Genomic DNA, 17501 nt, shown 5'->3' on the forward strand with positions numbered 1-17501 from the left:
GAACCATGCGCTTGGCCGCACCCTGCGGAAAGTAAGCGCAACCCTTGCAGTGTGGCGGATCAAGCGGGTTTTGTCAAGCAAGGCCTAAAAGCGGGTATGCCCACGCCGAGTAAATGGTTTTACTGTGAACTGGCTGTAGGGTAGCCCTGGTATTGGCGAGGCCGCCAGGCCCTAAAGCGCTCCTGGAAAGGGAATCACCTCGACCGTCTGGCCCTGCTTTGCCGAAAGCCCGGCCTCGAGCACCACCAACGCGTTGCCCAGCGCCATCGAATGGAGCACCGCACTGGACTGGCTACCAGTGCTGGCTACGCGGTAGTGATCCTCGGCCCAGCGCAGCACCGCCCGGCGGTAGGCGCGGCGGGTGGGGTTGGCCTCAAAAGGGGTATCGGCCACGGCCCTGACCCGGCTGAGGGGGGGGTCGGTGCGTCCCAATAGCCGGTAGAGAAAAGGCCGCCCAAAAAGTAAAAACGTTACCATGGCCGATACGGGGTTGCCGGGCAGGCCCATCAGGGGCAGCCCGTTCCAGGTTGCAAACAAAAGAGGGCCGCCGGGCTGTATTTTGACCTTCCAGAAGTGAATTTCGCCCTCGAGCTCGAGCATCCGCCGCACGATGTCATACTCCCCCATCGAAACCCCACCGGTAGTAAGGAGCAGGTCGAGCCTCCCGGCCCGCTGGAGCTGGGTACGCAAGCCTTCCACACTATCCGGGGCCTTTGGCAGGATGATGGGCTCGCCGCCCGCCTCAACCACCAGGCCCGCCACCGAGTAGCTGTTGGAGTTGTAGACCCCACCATAAGGCAGGGCTTCTCCTGGCTCGACCACCTCGTCTCCGGTAGACAGAATGCCCACTCGAGGCCGCCGAACCACCGGCACGGTGGCGTAGCCCATGGCAGCGGCCAGCCCTACCCGCCCTGGCGTGAGCAGGTCGCCTTTGCGCAGGTAGGTTTGCCCCTCTATCAGATCATCGCCCTGGTGGCGAATGTCCGCTGCCGAGGCGGGCTTCATCAGCCAGACAAAATCGCCTTCGCGCAGGGTGTCCTCCACCCGAATCACTGCATTGGCCCCTTCCGGGATGGGGGCTCCGGTAAATACCTGCACAGCCTCGCCAGGCCCAACTTTCCCGGCAAAAGGCTTACCTGCGGGGGATTGCCCTATTACCTTGAGCCGAACCGGGTTGCCCAGGGAGGCACTGCGAGTGTCGGCCTCGAGGCAGGCATAACCGTCTACAGCGGTATCATTGGCAGAGGGGTGACTAACCCTGGAGCGCAGGTCTTCACCCAAAACCGCACCATAACTTGCTGCCAGCGGCAGGTGTTCAATGTTCTGTAGGGGTCTGGCCCCCTGTAATACGATTTCCAGAGCATCTTCGACCGTCAGGTTCTGCTTCATAGCCCTTATCCTATCCCAGTCTGTGGATGTGCTCGCTGCTCCCAATGACCTGGTAGGAGGTGTTTCCCGCGGTCTGGGGACATCTTGACCAAACGGGCTTCTCCGGCTAATATGTAAAAGCTGTCACATGCAGCCGCCCTCGCGGGGTGGAGCAGTCTGGTAGCTCGTCGGGCTCATAACCCGAAGGTCATAGGTTCAAATCCTATCCCCGCAACCAAAACCCAAGAAGCCCCCCGCTAATCGGGGGGTTTTTTACTGCACTTTTTCGATACGACTCAAGGCTTCAGCAGGGGTACGGGCCCCGATGGCGAATAGGGCCACCCGCAGCTCGTGTAAAAAATTCTGTATCCAGTCCACTACCGCTTCGGGGCCTTTGAGGGCGGGTTCTACCAAAGGCCGGGCCACCGCCACCACCTGTGCGCCCAGGGCCAGGGCCTTGGCGGCGTCGGTGCCGCTGCGGATGCCTCCCGAGGCAACCAGGGGTTTGTGGGGCAGCACACTGCGGCATTCCACCAGGGCCTGGGCGGTGGGTATGCCAATTTCCACCAGCTCGGGGTGCAGAATGCGCCCGTGATGCACCAGTTCCTCTACCCTGGCCCAACTGGTTCCACCCGCTCCTGCCACATCCAATGCCGCGAATGGCAGATTTGCCAGATGTTGGGCGATTTCACGCCCAATTCCGTGTCCTACTTCCTTGAGAATGACCGGGAAGGGTACCTGGGGAAGCAGGCCATGCAGCTTGTCCAGCAGACCCCCAAAGTTGGTGTCCCCCCCTACCTGAAGGGCTTCTTGCAGGGGATTGATGTGTAGGGCGATGGCGTCGGCTTGTACCAACTCGACTGCCTGCTTCAAGTGCGAAGGGCCATAGCCCTTGTTGAGCTGAACCAGCCCCAGATTGCCGATGAGCAAGGTACTGGGAGCTACCTCACGCACCTGAAAGCTGCTTTGGGCCTGGGGGCGCTCGAGCATGACCCGCTGGCTGCCCAGCATCATGCCGACCCCCAGCTGTTCGGCGGCCTGGGCCAGGGCGCGGTTGATGCGTCCCCCGTGCGCCTCACCCCCGGTCATGGCCCCAATCAGAAAGGGTGCCTTCAGGGTTTTGCCCAGAAACGGGGTGGATAAGTCCACATCTTCCAGGGCCAGCTCGGGCAGGGCCCGGTAGCGCAGGCGGTAGCGCTCGAGCCCGGTGGTGAGCCGGGTGTATTCCACGGGCTCCTGGAGGCAGACCTCCAAGTGCTTGCGCTTGCGGGTTTGAATCTCGGATGCATCGTTCACGGCCAAACCGATTGTACAGGCCTGGGCTATAGCGGACAGTGCCCAGCAGACACCAACTCTGAAGTGCCTGGAGAAAAAGTTTGGGCCCGCGATATAGTAATCCCGATGATTTTACTGGTTTCCGAAGCGGTGGAGCCCCGGCTTTTACAGGGCTTTCCGGAAGGGGTCGAGGTGGCTTTTTTACCGAAGGAGGGGCCATTGTCGGAGAAAGCCCTTCAGGCCGAGTTTGCGGTAGCGCCCTATGGGGGCGGGGCCCGGCGCTTTTTTGCCGAGCTGCCCAAGCTCAAGCACCTCAGGGTGGTGCAGACCCTCACGGCGGGGGTGGACTGGATCCTGCCCCACCTGCCCCCCGGTCTGGTGCTGTGCGATGCGGCCGGCGTGCACGACGTACCGGTCTCGGAGTGGATTGTGGCGGCCATACTGGGTGCTGTTAAGCGCTTCCCCGAGTTCCGCGATGCCCAGCGGGAACAACGCTGGGCCTACCGCTGGGTGGATGACCTCGAGGGCGCCACGGTACTTTTTTTAGGCTATGGTTCCATCGCCCGGGCCACCGAAAAACGCCTGGCCCCCTTCGAGGTGGAGTTTGTCCGGGTAGCCCGCACGGCCCGCGAGGGGGTACACACCTGGGCCGACCTGCCCCATTTGCTGCCCAAAGCCGACGTGGTTGTAAACCTGCTGCCCCACACCCAAGAGACCGACAGGCTGATTGGGGCCGTTCACTTTGCCCAGATGAAGCCGGGCGTGCTATTCGTGAACGCGGGGCGCGGTAAAACCGTAGACCAGGAGGCCCTGGTGGAGGCCATCCGGGCCCGGCAGGTGCGGTTGGTTACCGACGTCACCGACCCCGAACCCCTGCCCGAAGGACACCCGCTGTGGTCGCTGCCGGAGGTGTTTCTGACCCCCCACATCGCCGGCTCGACCCCCAGGCTTTTCGAGCGGGGCTTTCGGCTGGTGCGCGAGCAGGTGGCCCGCTACCTGCGCGGCGAGCCCCTGCAAAACGTGGTGACCGATGGCTATTGACCTGCTGCTGGCCCTGGTGGTCTTGAAGACACGCCTATTGCTGGCTTTTGGAGATGCGCTATGTTCAAATCGCACTCGATTTACAAGGTAGGTGTCTTATACTAAACCCCAAGTGGAGAGGTGAGATAGATGAAAGAGCCCAGGCTTTTTGTAGGATTGCTGCTGGTACTTGCACTTTCTGCATGCTCAGATGTTTTTTTTCAACAACCTTACAGGGTCGTTTTGGAACCGGCCCAGGTGGGCTATGAAGCGGACGATCAGGGCAAGGTTAATGTCGTGAAGAACAACGCCTTTGTTCAGGCCTCCCCTGGTGCTCCAGGTGGGCATTTAGAGCGCTACACTTACGCGGTGGTCGACGATTCTGGATACGAAGTTTTTTGGGGAAGTGGCTCTGTGAATGTTGAGATTCCTGCGGGAAGGGAAGAAGTGGGGGGTCGAATTAACTACATTTCTAAAAATTCCGAACCTTTCACTTTTGGTCTGGATGGGGCCGCAGCCGAGGAGCACCTGAGCCAGGGAGCCCCTGTTAACTGGCGAATGCGGATTACTTGGTATGCCAGAACTTCAAATGGAACCGAAGTGGGCTGGGTTCAGGAACATCAGATTAAGTACCCCTTGAGGTGAACTATGTGGGAGCATGGTCGGCTTATCCTCATTTTGTTTGGCTTACTGAGCCTTGCTGCTTGTAATTCCTGGAGAGATGCCTCTTTGGCTAACCAAGGCAATGTGCAGCTTTCGGTTTCTATCACGTCTCCTCAACGAGATCAGGTTACCAATAGCCGCGTGGTAGAAGCCCGTGTTTCCCTCACCGGGGCCCCTAGGGTGGACAGGGTAGAAGTTGAATATCAGGCTCAAGGAGGGGCATCAGGAACCATCTCCCTTACCCAGCAGCGGGGCTTTTGGAAAGGTGAGCTTCCAGGGACGCTAGTTCCTGGACAATACACCCTGAAGGCCACAGCCGTATCTGGTGCTTATTCCAAAGAGAGCGACCCTCTCACATTTGTTTATGACCCAACGGCGAACGTCCAGTCTGTCCAGGTGTCCTGGGTGGCTCCGTCGGCCAACGCCGAGGTTAGTGGTCAGGTGAAGCTCCGTATTGATGCCCAGGATCAGCCCCGAAGGGTGAGCAAGGTGTTCTTCTTAGCAGATAAAGGCGGAGTTACCAGCTTCTTGGGAGATGCGACGAGTTCGGATGGCATGTTCTGGGACTTCACCTGGGACACCGCTGGTTTTGCCAACGGCCCCCTTGTGATTCAGGCGGTAGCGGTAGGGGATTCGGGGAGCCAGGGTGTGGCCTCGAGGAGTTTTACAGTTAATAACCCCGACCTGGTGAAACCAACGGTGACCTGGCTTGATCCGCTGGACAACCAGAACGTAGCGGGTAGTACTACGCTTCGCCTGCGGGTTCTGGACAACCAGGCGGTGCAGGAAGTACGCGTGTTTGCAGGGGGTACGCTCCTGAGCATCCTTAGCCAGGCTCCGTACGAGCTGGACTGGGATTCCACAACCGTGACAGATGGTCCAGTGGTGCTGATGGCGGTAGCAACAGATACCGCGGGCAACAGCAGCAACCCTGCTGAGATTACCGTGAACGTGCGGAACCAGGGTGTGCCGCCGCTGCTCTCTATCTTGCTTCCTCAGGCAGATGTTGCGGTGGGGGTGCAGTTTACGGCCAGGGCAAGTGTCACCAGACAGCAAACCAGTTTCACCTGGCAGCCTACCAGCGGGAATAACCTCTGGGCTAGGGTTTACGATTACCGGGGGAGATTGGTGCAGGAGAAGCCCCTCCTGGTGAATGGCGCTCAACCTTCGGACAACGTAGACAGTGTGGCGGAAGCCGCCTTTGACCTTGGCAACGTTGCCAACGACACCTACCGCCTGGTGGTAGAGGGCTTTGTGGTGGTTAACGGGGCTTCCTTCCGCCTCTACCAGGAGCGGATGGTGGAGGTGAAGACCAACTCCAACCTGCCACCTGCCCTGGTGATCTACCAGCCCAGAGATGGAACCATTCTGCCTGGTGGGTTCCTCTACTTGGTGGGTGACGTTACCGACGACTCTGGTCGGGTTCATGCAGTGGAGGTGCGGCTCATTGGGGGCACCTGCCAGAACCCCTCGCAGGAAAACTACCTCCTCCGCTACGAAGCCGGGCCATACGGACTCTTCTTCATGACCATCCCCCTGGATGCTTATCCCTTCATAGCGAACGGGGGTTACTGCCTGCGGGTGGTAGGTATAGACGCGGCGGATCGCAGCCTGCGCAACATTCAGGAGTTCAATGTAACGGTCAACCGGGGGGCTGGGCCCGTACCGACCGCTACTATTTCGGCTAGCCCCTCCACGATCGTTGTTCCGGGGACTGCTTCCTGGACGGTGAGCTTCTCCTCTGCGGTTCGCTACACTGCACTTCTGCGCAAAGACGGGAAGGTTGTGGAAGGCCGCTCGGGTTCGGGGGCTTCGCTTAGCTTCTCCCGTGCCTTCTCGGATCAGGATGTGGGCGCCTGGGATTTGCTGGTGGTGTTTGAGGATGGGACTGGGATTCAGGGCTTTGCCTCAGGTGGTCCGGTGGCGGTGACCAGGCCGTAGAACTTATATGCGGCGGGGGTCTCCCTTATTGGGGCCCCCGCCTGTAAATTTTGGCAATGACCAAGCTTATTTCCCTCGAGCCTGCCTTGTATCGAGTAAAGCTGGCGCGTGAACAGGTGGCCCTGCGCGGCGAGCCCCTGCAAAACGTGGTGACCGATGGCTATTGACCTGCTGCTGGCCCTGGTCTTTGCGGTGGGGGCCTGGGCCTTAGCCCTGGTGGTCTCGGCAGAGGTAAGCCTGAGCCAGGCCCAGAACCGTTTGCAAAGCCGCATCAACCTGGGCTTTACTGCGGCCACCCAGGTGCTGTATGTGCTGCTGGTGCAGACGGTGGGCTCCTGGCGCGATGCCTTGCTGGTGATTTCGGTCATGCTGCTTTTGGCCTGGTATGCCATGCTGGGCCTGAGCAAAGCCATGAGCCAGAACCCCACGGGGGCTCGAGGAAACCTGTTCCAGCGTCTGGAGCTTAAGGGGCACCGGGCTTTTGCCTTTGCCGTGCTGGTTCTAATGGGCGCAGGTGCGTTGCTGGGGCTATTTGACCCCTTCCTGGCACTAACCCTGACCCTGCCCTTTGGCGTGGCCCTGTTTTGCACCCTCGGGGTTCCCCGCTGGGTACGCAGAAGGGCCTAGCCGATACTACCGCCGGGCCGGGCGCACCAAAAACAGGGCTACCGAGATAAGCAAGAAAGCGATTGCGGCCTGCAGCGGAATGGGGAAGCTGGGAATGTATTCCACGTTGCAGGGAATGGGGCCTTTGCAGACGCTGGGGGCTACCCCAGGAACCCACTGCTCCAAAAGGTGATAGCTGCTCCAGAACAGCCCCAAAAGCGACAGGGTGAGGGCATAGGGCCGGATCTGGGCGTCGTTGCGCCAGGTGGCGATGCCCAACATGAACACCAGGGGATACATGGCGATGCGCTGGTACCAGCACAGGGTGCAGGGGATGAAGCTGCGCACCTCCGAGTAGTAAAGGCTACCGAGGGTGGCGACCAGCGCTACCAGCCAGGCAAAAGCCAGCAGCAGGGCGTTACGATCAGGCGTGGAAGAAGACGAGGTCTGCATTGGGCTTATTCTAAGCTGTAACGTATGAAGCGGCTTAGCACTCGACCCGGAAATTCGGCTGCGGTTCCTGCCAGACGCAAGAAGGGCCTTGGGTCAATGCGGCCTATCAGGGCAGCCCCTACCCCATGACCCCACCGCCTGGGCACCACACCCGCCAGGAGACCAACACCCCGGTAAACAAGGATGGCCCCTACCCCCTCGCCATACAGATAGGCCACAAAGGCCTGGCCGCCGGGGTCTTGTAACAGCTTTCCAATCCGCTGAGAAACAGGAAAGCGCCACTGGGGAACCTGGTAGGCCTCGGTTAGGATGCGCGCGATGGACCAGGCTTCCGACCAGGGCACTTGCTCGCTCCAGAAAGCCCGGTGGCTGGGGTGGGACTGGCACAGCTCGAATGTGGCCGACGGCCGGTAGCCCAGCGCGTGCAGTGCAGAGGGGACGTCGCCCTCGAGCACGGTGAAGGCCGGGGGTGCTCCTATGGCCTGAAAACGAGCCTCGAGCTCCTTCTGGACGGCCTCAGCGTAGCCAAAGGCGGTGTTGGTAAGAAGCAGAGGAAAGTTGGGCTGGAGCAGATAGGGAATACCCGCTACCTCGCCGGAATGCTGTGGCGAGGCCAGGGGAAAATAAAGATTACAGAGGGAGTAGGAAGTCGTAGTTGCCCTCTCCGGCGGTACGGTTGAGCATAGCGATGATGCGCTTGATGTTATCGCGGGGCCCAGCCACATAAAACGGTTTGCCAGTGGGGCCACCGGTTGGGATGGGTGTATCTATGGGGTTGGCTCCTTTGAGCAACTCCTTGGCTTTAGCATAATCTTTGTGGGGTTCAAAACCCCAGCGTTTTGCATACAAGATGGCCTCGGAAAGCACTTTTGCGGCCAGGTCGAGCGAACAAGGAACCATGTCTTGGGTCGAACCCATCGCTTCTTTGATCTGTTCGTATTGCCAAGCCCCACGCCCATAGCCCGCGTTTTTTACTCCAAGACAGGCCAAATCTACCAAAAAAAAGCTAAAGGCGATCTCGCCTTGCGCGGATTTCCGAGCCACCAGAATTTGACATAAAGACGTAGGGTCTTTCCAATCCTGGTTGATGAGGCACTCGAACAGCGGCCAATCCGATTTGGCCAAGGTGCGTTGCCCACGGTTACTTTTAGCACTATCTCGCCAACTCACGGTTCCTCTATTCTAACAAGGCCTCGACAAACTCGCCTGCATCAAACGGCTGAAGGTCGTCGGCTTTCTCGCCCACGCCAATAAACTTGATGGGCACGCCCAGCTCGCGCACGATGGGCACCAGAATGCCCCCTTTGGCCGTACCGTCGAGCTTGGTCACAATCACCCCGGTCAGGCCCACGGTTTCGTGGAATTTTTTGGCCTGCTCGAGGCCATTCTGCCCGGTGACGGCATCCAGCACCAGCCAGACCTCGCCTGGCTCGCCAGGGTCGGCCTTGGCGATGGAGCGCTTGACCTTGGCCAGCTCTTCCATCAGGTTGTGCTTGGTGTGTAGCCGCCCGGCGGTGTCTACCAGGAGCAGGTCGACTCCCCGGGCTTTGCGGGCCGAGGCAGCGTCGAAGGCCAGCGCAGCGGGGTCGGAGCCTTCGGGGCCCTGGATTACCGGGATGCCCAGCCGTTCACCCCACAGCCCCAGCTGAGCACCCCCTGCGGCCCGGAAGGTGTCGCCTGCACAGAACATCACGCTCTTGCCCTTTGAGCGGTAGTACTGGCCCAGCTTGGCAATGGTGGTGGTCTTGCCCACCCCATTGACCCCTACCATCAGGATGACCTTGCCCTGGGGTTCTACAGTGGACTTTTTGGCGTTTGGGTTGAAGCCGGCTTTGCGAATTTTGGCCCGGAAGCGGTCGGGCTCGAGCTCTACCGTAAGGGCTTGTTTGAGGGCTTCGCGCAGGTCTTTTTTGCCCGACTGGCGTACTTCTTCCAGCACTTCCCGGGTGGCTTCGACCCCCACATCGGCGGCGAGCAGGGCAAACTCGAGCTCCTCCAGTACCTCTTCGGGGTTTTCGTTCCAGGGGATGGCTTTGACCAGGTTATCGCGGGTTTTGCTCAGGCCTTCTTTGAGGCGTTGTAGCCAGCTCATGTTCTCAGTCTACCTTTTGGGGCGCGACCCTCTGGTGTGTAAGCGCCGGTTCCCACGAATCCCCAGTACGCCGCAGCGCGTGCGGCGTAATTGTGGAAACGCGATGAGATGGGATTGGGCTGTACCGGCTCTGCTATGATGTGCAGGTTGTTATGGTTGTACCGCCCACCCCCGAAAACCTCGAGCGCGCCGCCCAGATTATTCGCAGCGGCGGGCTGGTGGCCTTTCCTACCGAGACGGTTTATGGACTGGGGGCCAACGCCTTAGACGCGACCGCTGTGGCTAAAATTTTCGAGGCCAAACAGCGCCCCAGCTTTGACCCGCTAATCGTTCACATATCCGACCGAGACATGTTGCAGCAGGTGGTGCGGGAAGTTCCGCCGGTGGCCGAGAAGCTCATGGCGCGTTTCTGGCCTGGCCCCCTTACCCTGGTGCTGCCCAAGTCGGAAGCGGTACCCGGCATCGTTACCGCAGGGCTGCCCACAGTGGCCGTGCGGATGCCGGCTCACCCGGTGGCCCAGGCGCTAATTCGAAAGGCCGGGGTGCCGATAGCCGCACCGAGCGCAAACCCCTTTGGCTACCTGAGCCCCACCCGGGCCGAGCATGTCGAGCGCATGCTGGGCCATCGGGTAGACCTGATTCTGGACGGGGGTTCCACCCTTTTTGGGGTGGAGTCTACCATTGTGCTGCTGGCCGAAAAGCCGGTCTTGCTGCGCCATGGGGCGGTGCCGCTGGAAGAGCTGGAGCGGGTGCTGGGCCCGGTGATGCTGCAGGTGGAGGCGCACGAAAAGCCCTTGGTTCCGGGCCAGCTTCCCCAGCACTACGCCCCCCGCACACCCATACGCATAGCTGCGCCAGAAGAGGTTCCACTGGCCCTGCGTAAACGGGTGGGCTACCTGGCCTTCCGCGAGGTGCCCAAGGGGTTCAAGGTGGTGAAGGTTTTGTCCCCTACTGGTAATCTGCTGGAAGCCGCTGCACATCTGTTCGAGGCTCTGCACCAGCTCGACCGGCTGGGCCTGGAGGCCATTTATGCCGAACCGATACCCGAAGTGGGCTTGGGAAGGGCTATTATGGATCGGCTTCGTCGGGCTTCGGCCTGAAGCCCCGACCTGGCTTGATTCAGGCAGGACAAGGATATAATCGTTTGAGGCTAAAGATGCGAGGGCGAAATGTTTTCCTATTGGTTTTAGTTGTCGTGATGGCGCTTTTTGCCTGGCGCAACTGGGCTGTCTTTAGCGAGCAGAAGACACTCTCGCTGATTTTTACCCAGGTCACCGCGCCGTTTGGCATCCTGATGCTCTCGATTATGGCGGTGTTGGTGATGATCTATTTCATGTACACGGTGGGGCTCGAGACCGCGGCTTTGCTCGAGGTTAAGCGGTACGCCCGCGAACTGCTGGCGACCCGAAAGCTGGCCGACGAGGCCGAGGCCAGCCGCTTCTCGGAGCTAAAAAAGTGGCTCGAGGGCGAGCTGGCCAACATCAAGGCCCAAAGCCCGGCGGGGCTCGAGGCCCGGTTACAGGAGATCGTCGAGCGGATCGACCGGGTAGAGCACGAGCTGCGCGAAGATATCGAGAAGGCCGGGAATACCCTGGCTGCTTATATCGGCGAGCTCGAGGACCAGCTCACCGGCCAGGACAGGCATCCGCCCCCCCCGCGTTGAGCAAATCGGCCAAACCCGCTAGACTACCTGCTTGGGGGCCGTTAGCTCAGTTGGTCAGAGCAAGCGACTCATAATCGCCAGGTCGCGGGTTCAAGTCCTGCACGGCCCACCAGTTTTCTGGCAAGCAGTATCTTGTTGAAAGTCCTGGCTTTCTGCCGGGACTTACGATTTGGGGGAGCCGGTGAACCGGGTAATCACCAAGGCAGGTAAAGACAAAAAAATACGCAACTTTTACCCTGGTCTGTTCGCCGACGAACTGGCCGAGGTGCCCAAACAGGCGGGGGTCGTACAGGTATTTTCCGACGAGAATAGTTTTTTGGGCGTTGGCTACTACGACCCCAAAAGCCGCGTGGCGGTACGGGTTTACCGCTTCGAGGACGGCCCGCTGGACAAAAAATTTTTTCAGCAGCGCTTCGGGCGGGCCCAGCAAAAGCGGGCTCAACTGGGGGATTTTTATCGCCTGGTGCACGCCGAGGCCGACGGGCTGCCGGGGCTGGTGGTGGATCGCTTTGGGGGGGTGCTGGTGGTGCAGGTGCGCAACCGGGCCATGGAAGCCCTGCGGGAAAGCTGGCTGCCCGCCCTGATCGAAGTGGCGCAGCCAGCGGGTATTTACGAGCGTTCCGATGTGGATAGCCGTCGCCAGGAAGGTCTGCCCGAGCAGGTGGGTGTTCTGTATGGCCAGGTGCCGCCGGTGCTGGAAGTGCGGGAGGACGGACTGATTTTTCCCATTCCGCTGGCCCTGGCCCAAAAAACCGGTTACTACCTCGATCAGCGGGAGAACCGTAGGCGGCTCGAGCAGATGATTCAGCCGGGCGAGCGGGTGCTGGACGTGTACAGCTACGTGGGGGCTTTTGCCCTGCGGGCTGCGCGCAAGGGGGCCTATGCCCTGGCCGTGGATAAAGACCTGGACGCCCTGGCGGTGCTGGATCGGGCAGCTTCCTTGCAGGGTTGGCGGGTGGACATACGCCAGGGCGATGCGCTTGCGGTTCTGGAAAACCTGGCCCGAAGCAAGACCGCGCCTTTCCAGCATGTGTTGCTTGACCCGCCCACCCTGGTCAAAAAGCCCGACGAACTGCCGCGGGTCAAAAGGCTCCTGGTGGACTTGCTCCGACCGGCCCTGCGCCTGCTGGATCGCGAGGGGTGGCTGTGGCTCTCGAGCTGTGCGTACTACCTGGGGGTGGATGCGCTGCTCGAGGTGACCCGCCGGGCCGCTGCCGACGAAGGCCGCCGGCTGCGGGTAGATGCCATCCACTACAACCCGCCCGATCACCCCTGGAGCCTGCATGTGCCGGAGTCGCTGTACCTGAAGACGGTCGTCTTTCAGGACGACCCGCTGTAGCGTGGTTGCCCATCAGAAATACTTCGGATGGGTTATACAGCGCGGGTGGGGTTTGCAAGAAACCGCGATATGCTTATAAGGTGCCACAGCACCTGCCTATCCGCAACGATATTCACATCGAGGTAGAGGTGGTCTATGCCGAGCAGCACTCGAGGCCGGGGCAGCATGTGTTTGTCTATTTCATCACCCTGGAAAATCGGGGCCAGGAAACCGTGCAGCTCCTGCGCCGTGAGTGGTTCATCCACGATGGCAACGGTGAGGTAGGACACGTGGAGGGCGAGGGGGTGGTGGGCGAAAAACCCATCCTCGAGCCCGGACAGGTCTACCAGTACAACAGTTTTTGCTCCATTGCCCACCCACCCGGCTCGATGCAGGGTTTTTATACCTTCCAGAACATGCTGGGCGAGCTGTTTCGCGTCGAAATTCCGGCTTTTGCCCTGCGCCTGCCAGAAGCCGGTTCCCGCACCCTGAACTAGACCAGTGCGGTTTGGGCTTCGCTGGCATCCTCTGTGAGGCGCAGGAAAAACTCCTCCAGGTCGGCAGAGCCGTGTTGATGCAGGAGTTCTCTGGGGGAACCCAGGGCCAGCAGGCGGCCCCGATGCACCAGCGCGACGCGGTCGGCGACCTGCTCGGCCAGGTGGAGCTGGTGGGTGGCGTACAGCACCGCCCGCCCATCCTTGGAATACTCGCGCAGCAGGCCTTTGACCAGCCGGGTGGCGTGGGGGTCGAGCCCCACCATCGGCTCGTCCAGGATGAGGGCCTGGGGGGTGTGCAGGAGGCTCATGGCCAGCGATAGTTTTTGCCGCATACCGTGCGAGTAGGTTTCAATAAGGGAAGAAGCGAAGCGCTCGAGGCGAAACTGCACCAGCAGCTCCTCGATGCGGGCTTCGGCCCTGGCCCTGGGTAGCCGGTACACCCCAGCGGCAAAGCGCAGAAGCTCGAGGCCCGATAGTTTGCCATACAGGTAGGGTCGGTCGGGCACGTAACCAAACTGGGCCTTGGCCCGCACAGGCTCTTTCCACACATCCACCCCACCCACCAACGCCCGACCCCGGCTGGGCCGCAGCAACCCCACCAGGGCCTTGATGGCGGTGCTTTTGCCTGCCCCGTTGGGCCCCAAGAGGGCCAGGGTTTCGCCAGGGCGTACCTCGAGGTTCAAGCCGTCCAGGGCCACAAACTGCCCATAGCGCTTGCTGAGGTCTTCCAGACAGATCATCGCCATGATTAAAGCCTAAGGCCAAAGGCCCAAAGCAACGGTGAAAAAGCCGACTTTGAGCTTTTGGCCTGAGGGCTTTTACTTGAGTTCTTCCAGGGCCCGGCGCAGGATGGCGTCTTTGTTCAGGTCTACCTCGGCCTGGCCGCGTTCGGCAGGCAGGTTCACTGCCGGGCGGGGCTGGCTAAAGCTGAACTTGCCCTGGGCGTCGGCCTTGGCGGTGAAGGTCTGGCCGCCAATGGTGATGGTCACGGTCTCCCCAGGCTTGGCCCCGGTGCCCTCGAAGGCCACCGGAACTTCGAAGCGGGTGTCCTTGACCTCGATGTCGGGCTTGATGCCCTGCTTGTTGATGCCGCGGCGCTTGGGGGTGAGCCACTCGAAGGTGACCAGGGTCAGGTCGCCCCCGTTGGGAAGGTCGATGACGTTCTGCCCCACACCCTTACCAAACGAGGTTTCGCCGATGACCTTGGCCCGCCCGGTGTCCTGCATGGCCCCCGCCACAATCTCCGAGGCCGAGGCCGAGTTGCCGTTAATCAGCACCACCATGGGGCCGCTCCAGGTAACCTGGCCGTTGGCCTCACAGTAGAGCCGGGTTTCATTGCGGGTGCGGGTATATACGAGGGGGCCCTCGCGGATGAAAGCCCGTGCCACCTGGCAGCCCTGATCCAGCAGGCCGCCACCGTTGTCGCGCAGGTCGAATACCAGCTTTTGCACACCCCGTTGCTTCATCTCGTTCAGGGCGGCATTCAGTTGCTCAATTACCCGCACGTTGCCAAACGTTTCCAGTGCCACATAGCCCACATTGCCCGGCAGGATGGTTTTGGAAACCGAGATAATTTCTACCCGCTGCCGGATCATCTCGAAACGCAGGATGGCGTTGCTGCCTTCACGGCGAACGCCAACGGTTACCTTGGTGTTCTGGGGGCCCCGAATCTGGGCCACAATTTCGTTCAGGTCGAGCTTGGTGACGTCCTGGCCGTTGACCTCGACGATGATGTCCCCAGCCCGTATGCCAGCGTTGAAGGCCGGTAGACCCCGGATCACCCCCTGCACCCGTGCGCCACCGCCGTTTTCGTTGGGGGCCAGGGTAGCGCCAATGCCAAAGAATTCCCCCTGCACGTCCTGGTTGCGTAGGCTGGCCCGCTGGGGTGGCGAGTAACTGGTAAATTCGTCGTCCAAAGCGCCCAGCATACCCCTAATGCCGCCCTCGAGCACGCGGTTGAGCTTTTCGGGCTCGAGGCGCGTCAGGTACTGGCTTTGCAGGAGTTGATAGGTTTGGATCAGGGCTTGTCCGTAGGGGTTGCGGCTAAAGGCCTCGGCGGCCCCGCCGGATAGCTGGGCATAAACCAGGGCGGCCAGAATGCCACCTACCACAATTAACCAGGCTCTGCGCTTCATGGTTTCGTTCACCTAAGTCTATAGTGTAGCGGCAATGGATGAGAGCGGAGTGTTCACCCGCAGACAATAGTGGAGGCCCTGACGGGTCGAATCTGCCCAAAAACCCGGTTTCACTCAGCGGGCCTGCATCAGTGCAAAACCCGGGCCTTTGCCTGGTCTGCTACAGCCAGGGGTGCATTGTTGTACCCTGGATACTGATGATTCACTTTCACCGGGTGACGCTCGAGTACCCCCGTACCCAGACCAAGGCCCTGTTCGACCTTAGCCTGGAGATAAAAAAAGGTGAGTTTGTTTTTCTGGTTGGGCATTCGGGCGCGGGTAAGTCGAGCCTGCTCAACCTGATTTTGAAGCGCCTCGAGCCCAGTTCGGGGGCGGTCTATTTCGCCGGGGAAAACCTCAAGGCCCTCCACGGTGACCGCATTGCCCTGCACCGCCGCCGCATTGGGGTGGTTTTTCAGGATCACCGGCTGCTAAGGGATCGAACCGTTGAAGAGAACCTGTTTTTTACCCTGCACGTGCTGGGGGTGCCCAAAACCGAGTGGGATACCCGGGCGACCCGCGTGCTGCGCCAGGTGGGGGTTGTCCACAAGAAGCGGGCCTATCCTGAAGAACTCTCGGTGGGTGAGGCCCAGCGGGTTGCCATTGCCCGAGCCCTGGTGGGTGATCCGCAGGTTTTGCTGGCCGACGAACCCACCGGCAACCTCGACCCGGCCAATGCCCTGGCGGTGCTGGAAATTTTTAAGACGGTGCACGCTCGAGGGGCTACCGTCTTGATGGCCACCCACTCCCGCGACCTGGTGGAAGCCTATCCCCAGCGGGTAGTGGTGCTCAAGGCCGGACAGCTGGTGCGCGATGAGCGAGAGGGGAAGTACAGCCTGGCGTGAGAGCGGTGAGGAATACCCGGTACGGTGCAATTGTTGAACCGTGATGCGCCAGGCCAATTTCGGACAAATATCCCTCATCAGGTGGTGGTAGTATTTAGGTACCAGGCTATAGGGGCATTTTGAAAGCCCAAACAGCGTTTCGGGAAACCCAAATTTTAGAGGTTTCCGAGCCGCTTCCACCCCGAAATCCAGCCTGGAAAGCCAAACTCGCAGCGCGATTGGAGGGCGAGAATGAACGTCTACAAGCTGGTTGGTCGTCAAATTGAGATTACTGAGGCCCTCAAGAACTATCTAGATAAGAAAATGGTTCGCCTGGATCGCTTTTTCGACAACGCCGAGGCCAAAGTAGTGCTTTCGATGGCCCAGGGCGCGCGGGTCGAGCGCAAGGCCAAGGCCGAGATTCAGGTCAATGTGCCGGGGGGCATTGTGCGGGTTGAGGAGTCCGACCCCGATATGTACGCGGCCATAGATCGTTCGATTGACCGCCTGGAGTACCAGCTCAAGCGCTACAAGGAGCGCCACTTCCAGCGGGAACGCCAGGCAGTGCCAGAACCGGTGCTGGCGGGGGGTAGCCTTGCCGAAGCCGAAGAAGATGGCGAGCCGCGTATTGTCCGCACCAAGCGCTTTAACATGAAGCCCATGACCCCAGAAGACGCAGCCTTCGAGATGGAGGCCCTGGGTCACGATTTCTTCGTGTTCCGCAACTCCGACACCGAGCAGATTAACGTGATTTATCGCCGCCGCGATGGCAACTACGGCCTCATCGAGCCCACCGCATAGGCATAAAAGCCCCTCCCTGGCACATTGCGCTGGGAGGGGCAGGGTGCTTTTTTGTTTACCAGAGCAAATTTGCCGCGTTGTAAGCGGGGTGCCCTGCCGGTGCGGCTAGAATGTAGCCAGACATGCGCGTTCTGGTTACATCGCTCAAAGGCGGGGTGGGCAAGACCACCACGGCAGTGCACCTGGCCGCGTTTTTACAGCTTCGTGGCCCCACTTTGCTGGTAGATGCTGATCCTGCTGAGGGTGTGCTGGTATGGGCGCGACAAGGCGCAGGGCTGCCCTTTGAAGTGGTCGGCCCCGAGGAGGCCCGGCCCAGGCGGTTTGAACACGTGGTGATTGATACAGCCGGGCACCCCAGGGGCAAGACCCTGCGCGAGTACGCGAACAAGGCCGATCTGGTGGTAGTTCCCACTTCCCCGGGGGTGCTCTCGCTGACCAGCTTGCAGCAGTTTGTACAGGCGCTCGAGGGCCTGCCGTTCAAGGCCCTGGTGACCCTGGTTCCACCCTTTCCCTCGCTGGACGGAATGCGCACACTTGCCCATCTGAAGGCCCGGAAAATACCGCATTTCAAACATGCCATCCATCGCCGGGCTGCCTACGAGAAGGCGGTGCTGGCTGGAACCCTGGTGCAAAATGCCCCAGACCCGCGGGCGGCACGGGCCTGGGAAGAGTATGTGCTGGTGGGGCGAGAAATGCTGAAATGAACCCTGCCTGAAGCCTTCTGTTTATCGCGGTCTTCGCTATTTTGCTGCTGCACAAAAACGAGAATGCGTCTAGAACCATGTTTTTGAGTTGCCCAGCGGCAA

General features: G+C 60.5%; 19 protein-coding genes and 2 tRNA genes. 13 read left to right on the forward strand and 8 right to left on the reverse strand.

Going from position 1 to position 17501, the window contains the following annotated elements:
- Window positions 1-171: 171 nt before the first annotated feature.
- On the reverse strand, window positions 172-1389 hold the full coding sequence (locus tag ABWU19_RS00445) for a molybdopterin molybdotransferase MoeA (protein ID WP_435899831.1): 1218 nt from the start codon (window positions 1387-1389) through the stop codon (window positions 172-174).
- 140 nt (window positions 1390-1529) lie between these two features.
- On the opposite strand from ABWU19_RS00445, the gene ABWU19_RS00450 reads away from it, so the two are divergent.
- Window positions 1530-1606, forward strand: a tRNA-Met gene (locus ABWU19_RS00450).
- A gap of 35 nt (window positions 1607-1641) precedes the next feature.
- Here ABWU19_RS00450 and fni read toward each other — a convergent pair.
- Window positions 1642-2664, reverse strand: a complete 1023-nt coding sequence (gene fni / locus ABWU19_RS00455; protein ID WP_435899832.1) for a type 2 isopentenyl-diphosphate Delta-isomerase — start codon at window positions 2662-2664, stop codon at window positions 1642-1644.
- A gap of 105 nt (window positions 2665-2769) precedes the next feature.
- Between fni and ABWU19_RS00460 the strand changes: the two genes are divergently transcribed.
- From ABWU19_RS00460 to ABWU19_RS00475, 4 genes are all read left to right on the forward strand, one after another.
- Complete coding sequence (locus ABWU19_RS00460; protein ID WP_435899833.1) at window positions 2770-3684, forward strand: 2-hydroxyacid dehydrogenase; 915 nt, start codon at window positions 2770-2772, stop codon at window positions 3682-3684.
- 129 nt (window positions 3685-3813) lie between these two features.
- Window positions 3814-4308: a hypothetical protein gene (locus ABWU19_RS00465; protein WP_435899834.1), complete on the forward strand. Its 495-nt coding sequence runs from the start codon at window positions 3814-3816 to the stop codon at window positions 4306-4308.
- A 414-nt stretch (window positions 4309-4722) separates the two neighbouring features.
- Complete coding sequence (locus tag ABWU19_RS00470; protein WP_435899835.1) at window positions 4723-6267, forward strand: Ig-like domain-containing protein; 1545 nt, start codon at window positions 4723-4725, stop codon at window positions 6265-6267.
- Between the two features lie 156 nt (window positions 6268-6423).
- Window positions 6424-6894 carry a hypothetical protein gene (locus tag ABWU19_RS00475; RefSeq protein ID WP_435899836.1) on the forward strand — a complete coding sequence of 157 codons (471 nt, stop codon included), beginning with the start codon at window positions 6424-6426 and terminating at the stop codon, window positions 6892-6894.
- Window positions 6895-6900: 6 nt separating this feature from the next.
- Here the strand turns inward: ABWU19_RS00475 and ABWU19_RS00480 are convergent, their stop codons facing one another.
- The 4 genes from ABWU19_RS00480 to ftsY all read right to left on the reverse strand — a co-directional run bounded on the left by ABWU19_RS00480 (window position 6901) and on the right by ftsY (window position 9418).
- Window positions 6901-7326: a disulfide oxidoreductase gene (locus ABWU19_RS00480; protein ID WP_435899837.1), complete on the reverse strand. Its 426-nt coding sequence runs from the start codon at window positions 7324-7326 to the stop codon at window positions 6901-6903.
- 5 nt (window positions 7327-7331) lie between these two features.
- On the reverse strand, window positions 7332-8051 hold the full coding sequence (locus tag ABWU19_RS00485) for a hypothetical protein (protein WP_435899838.1): 720 nt from the start codon (window positions 8049-8051) through the stop codon (window positions 7332-7334).
- Window positions 7957-8244: a hypothetical protein gene (locus ABWU19_RS00490; protein ID WP_435899839.1), complete on the reverse strand. Its 288-nt coding sequence runs from the start codon at window positions 8242-8244 to the stop codon at window positions 7957-7959. Before ABWU19_RS00490 ends, ABWU19_RS00485 begins: the two co-directional genes overlap by 95 nt.
- A 259-nt stretch (window positions 8245-8503) precedes the next feature.
- Window positions 8504-9418, reverse strand: a complete 915-nt coding sequence (gene ftsY / locus ABWU19_RS00495; RefSeq protein WP_435899840.1) for a signal recognition particle-docking protein FtsY — start codon at window positions 9416-9418, stop codon at window positions 8504-8506.
- Between the two features lie 152 nt (window positions 9419-9570).
- Between ftsY and ABWU19_RS00500 the strand changes: the two genes are divergently transcribed.
- The 5 genes from ABWU19_RS00500 (at window position 9571) to apaG (ending at window position 12896) form a co-directional block, all read left to right on the forward strand.
- On the forward strand, window positions 9571-10518 hold the full coding sequence (locus ABWU19_RS00500) for an L-threonylcarbamoyladenylate synthase (protein WP_435899841.1): 948 nt from the start codon (window positions 9571-9573) through the stop codon (window positions 10516-10518).
- A 56-nt stretch (window positions 10519-10574) separates the two neighbouring features.
- Entirely contained in the window at window positions 10575-11081 is a 507-nt protein-coding gene (locus ABWU19_RS00505; protein ID WP_435899842.1) for a DNA cytosine methyltransferase, read from the forward strand.
- Between the two features lie 35 nt (window positions 11082-11116).
- Window positions 11117-11193: transfer RNA gene (locus ABWU19_RS00510), tRNA-Ile, on the forward strand.
- A 69-nt stretch (window positions 11194-11262) separates the two neighbouring features.
- Window positions 11263-12420, forward strand: a complete 1158-nt coding sequence (locus ABWU19_RS00515) for a class I SAM-dependent rRNA methyltransferase (protein ID WP_435899843.1) — start codon at window positions 11263-11265, stop codon at window positions 12418-12420.
- Between the two features lie 80 nt (window positions 12421-12500).
- On the forward strand, window positions 12501-12896 hold the full coding sequence (gene apaG / locus ABWU19_RS00520) for a Co2+/Mg2+ efflux protein ApaG (protein WP_435899844.1): 396 nt from the start codon (window positions 12501-12503) through the stop codon (window positions 12894-12896).
- Here apaG and ABWU19_RS00525 read toward each other — a convergent pair.
- Window positions 12893-13642, reverse strand: a complete 750-nt coding sequence (locus tag ABWU19_RS00525) for an ABC transporter ATP-binding protein (RefSeq protein WP_435899845.1) — start codon at window positions 13640-13642, stop codon at window positions 12893-12895. The two genes, apaG and ABWU19_RS00525, sit on opposite strands and share 4 nt — an antisense overlap.
- Before the next feature lie 72 nt (window positions 13643-13714).
- Window positions 13715-15031 carry a S41 family peptidase gene (locus tag ABWU19_RS00530; protein ID WP_435899873.1) on the reverse strand — a complete coding sequence of 439 codons (1317 nt, stop codon included), beginning with the start codon at window positions 15029-15031 and terminating at the stop codon, window positions 13715-13717.
- A gap of 197 nt (window positions 15032-15228) precedes the next feature.
- Between ABWU19_RS00530 and ftsE the strand changes: the two genes are divergently transcribed.
- The 3 genes from ftsE (at window position 15229) to ABWU19_RS00545 (ending at window position 17399) form a co-directional block, all read left to right on the forward strand.
- Window positions 15229-15915, forward strand: a complete 687-nt coding sequence (ftsE, locus tag ABWU19_RS00535; protein ID WP_435899846.1) for a cell division ATP-binding protein FtsE — start codon at window positions 15229-15231, stop codon at window positions 15913-15915.
- Between the two features lie 231 nt (window positions 15916-16146).
- Window positions 16147-16695: a ribosome hibernation-promoting factor, HPF/YfiA family gene (hpf, locus tag ABWU19_RS00540; protein ID WP_435899847.1), complete on the forward strand. Its 549-nt coding sequence runs from the start codon at window positions 16147-16149 to the stop codon at window positions 16693-16695.
- Window positions 16696-16817: 122 nt separating this feature from the next.
- Window positions 16818-17399, forward strand: a complete 582-nt coding sequence (locus ABWU19_RS00545) for a ParA family protein (protein ID WP_435899848.1) — start codon at window positions 16818-16820, stop codon at window positions 17397-17399.
- Window positions 17400-17501 lie beyond the last annotated feature (102 nt).

The sequence above is a fragment of the Meiothermus cerbereus genome, assembly GCF_051297115.1.
GTDB classification, from domain to species: domain Bacteria; phylum Deinococcota; class Deinococci; order Deinococcales; family Thermaceae; genus Meiothermus; species Meiothermus cerbereus_A.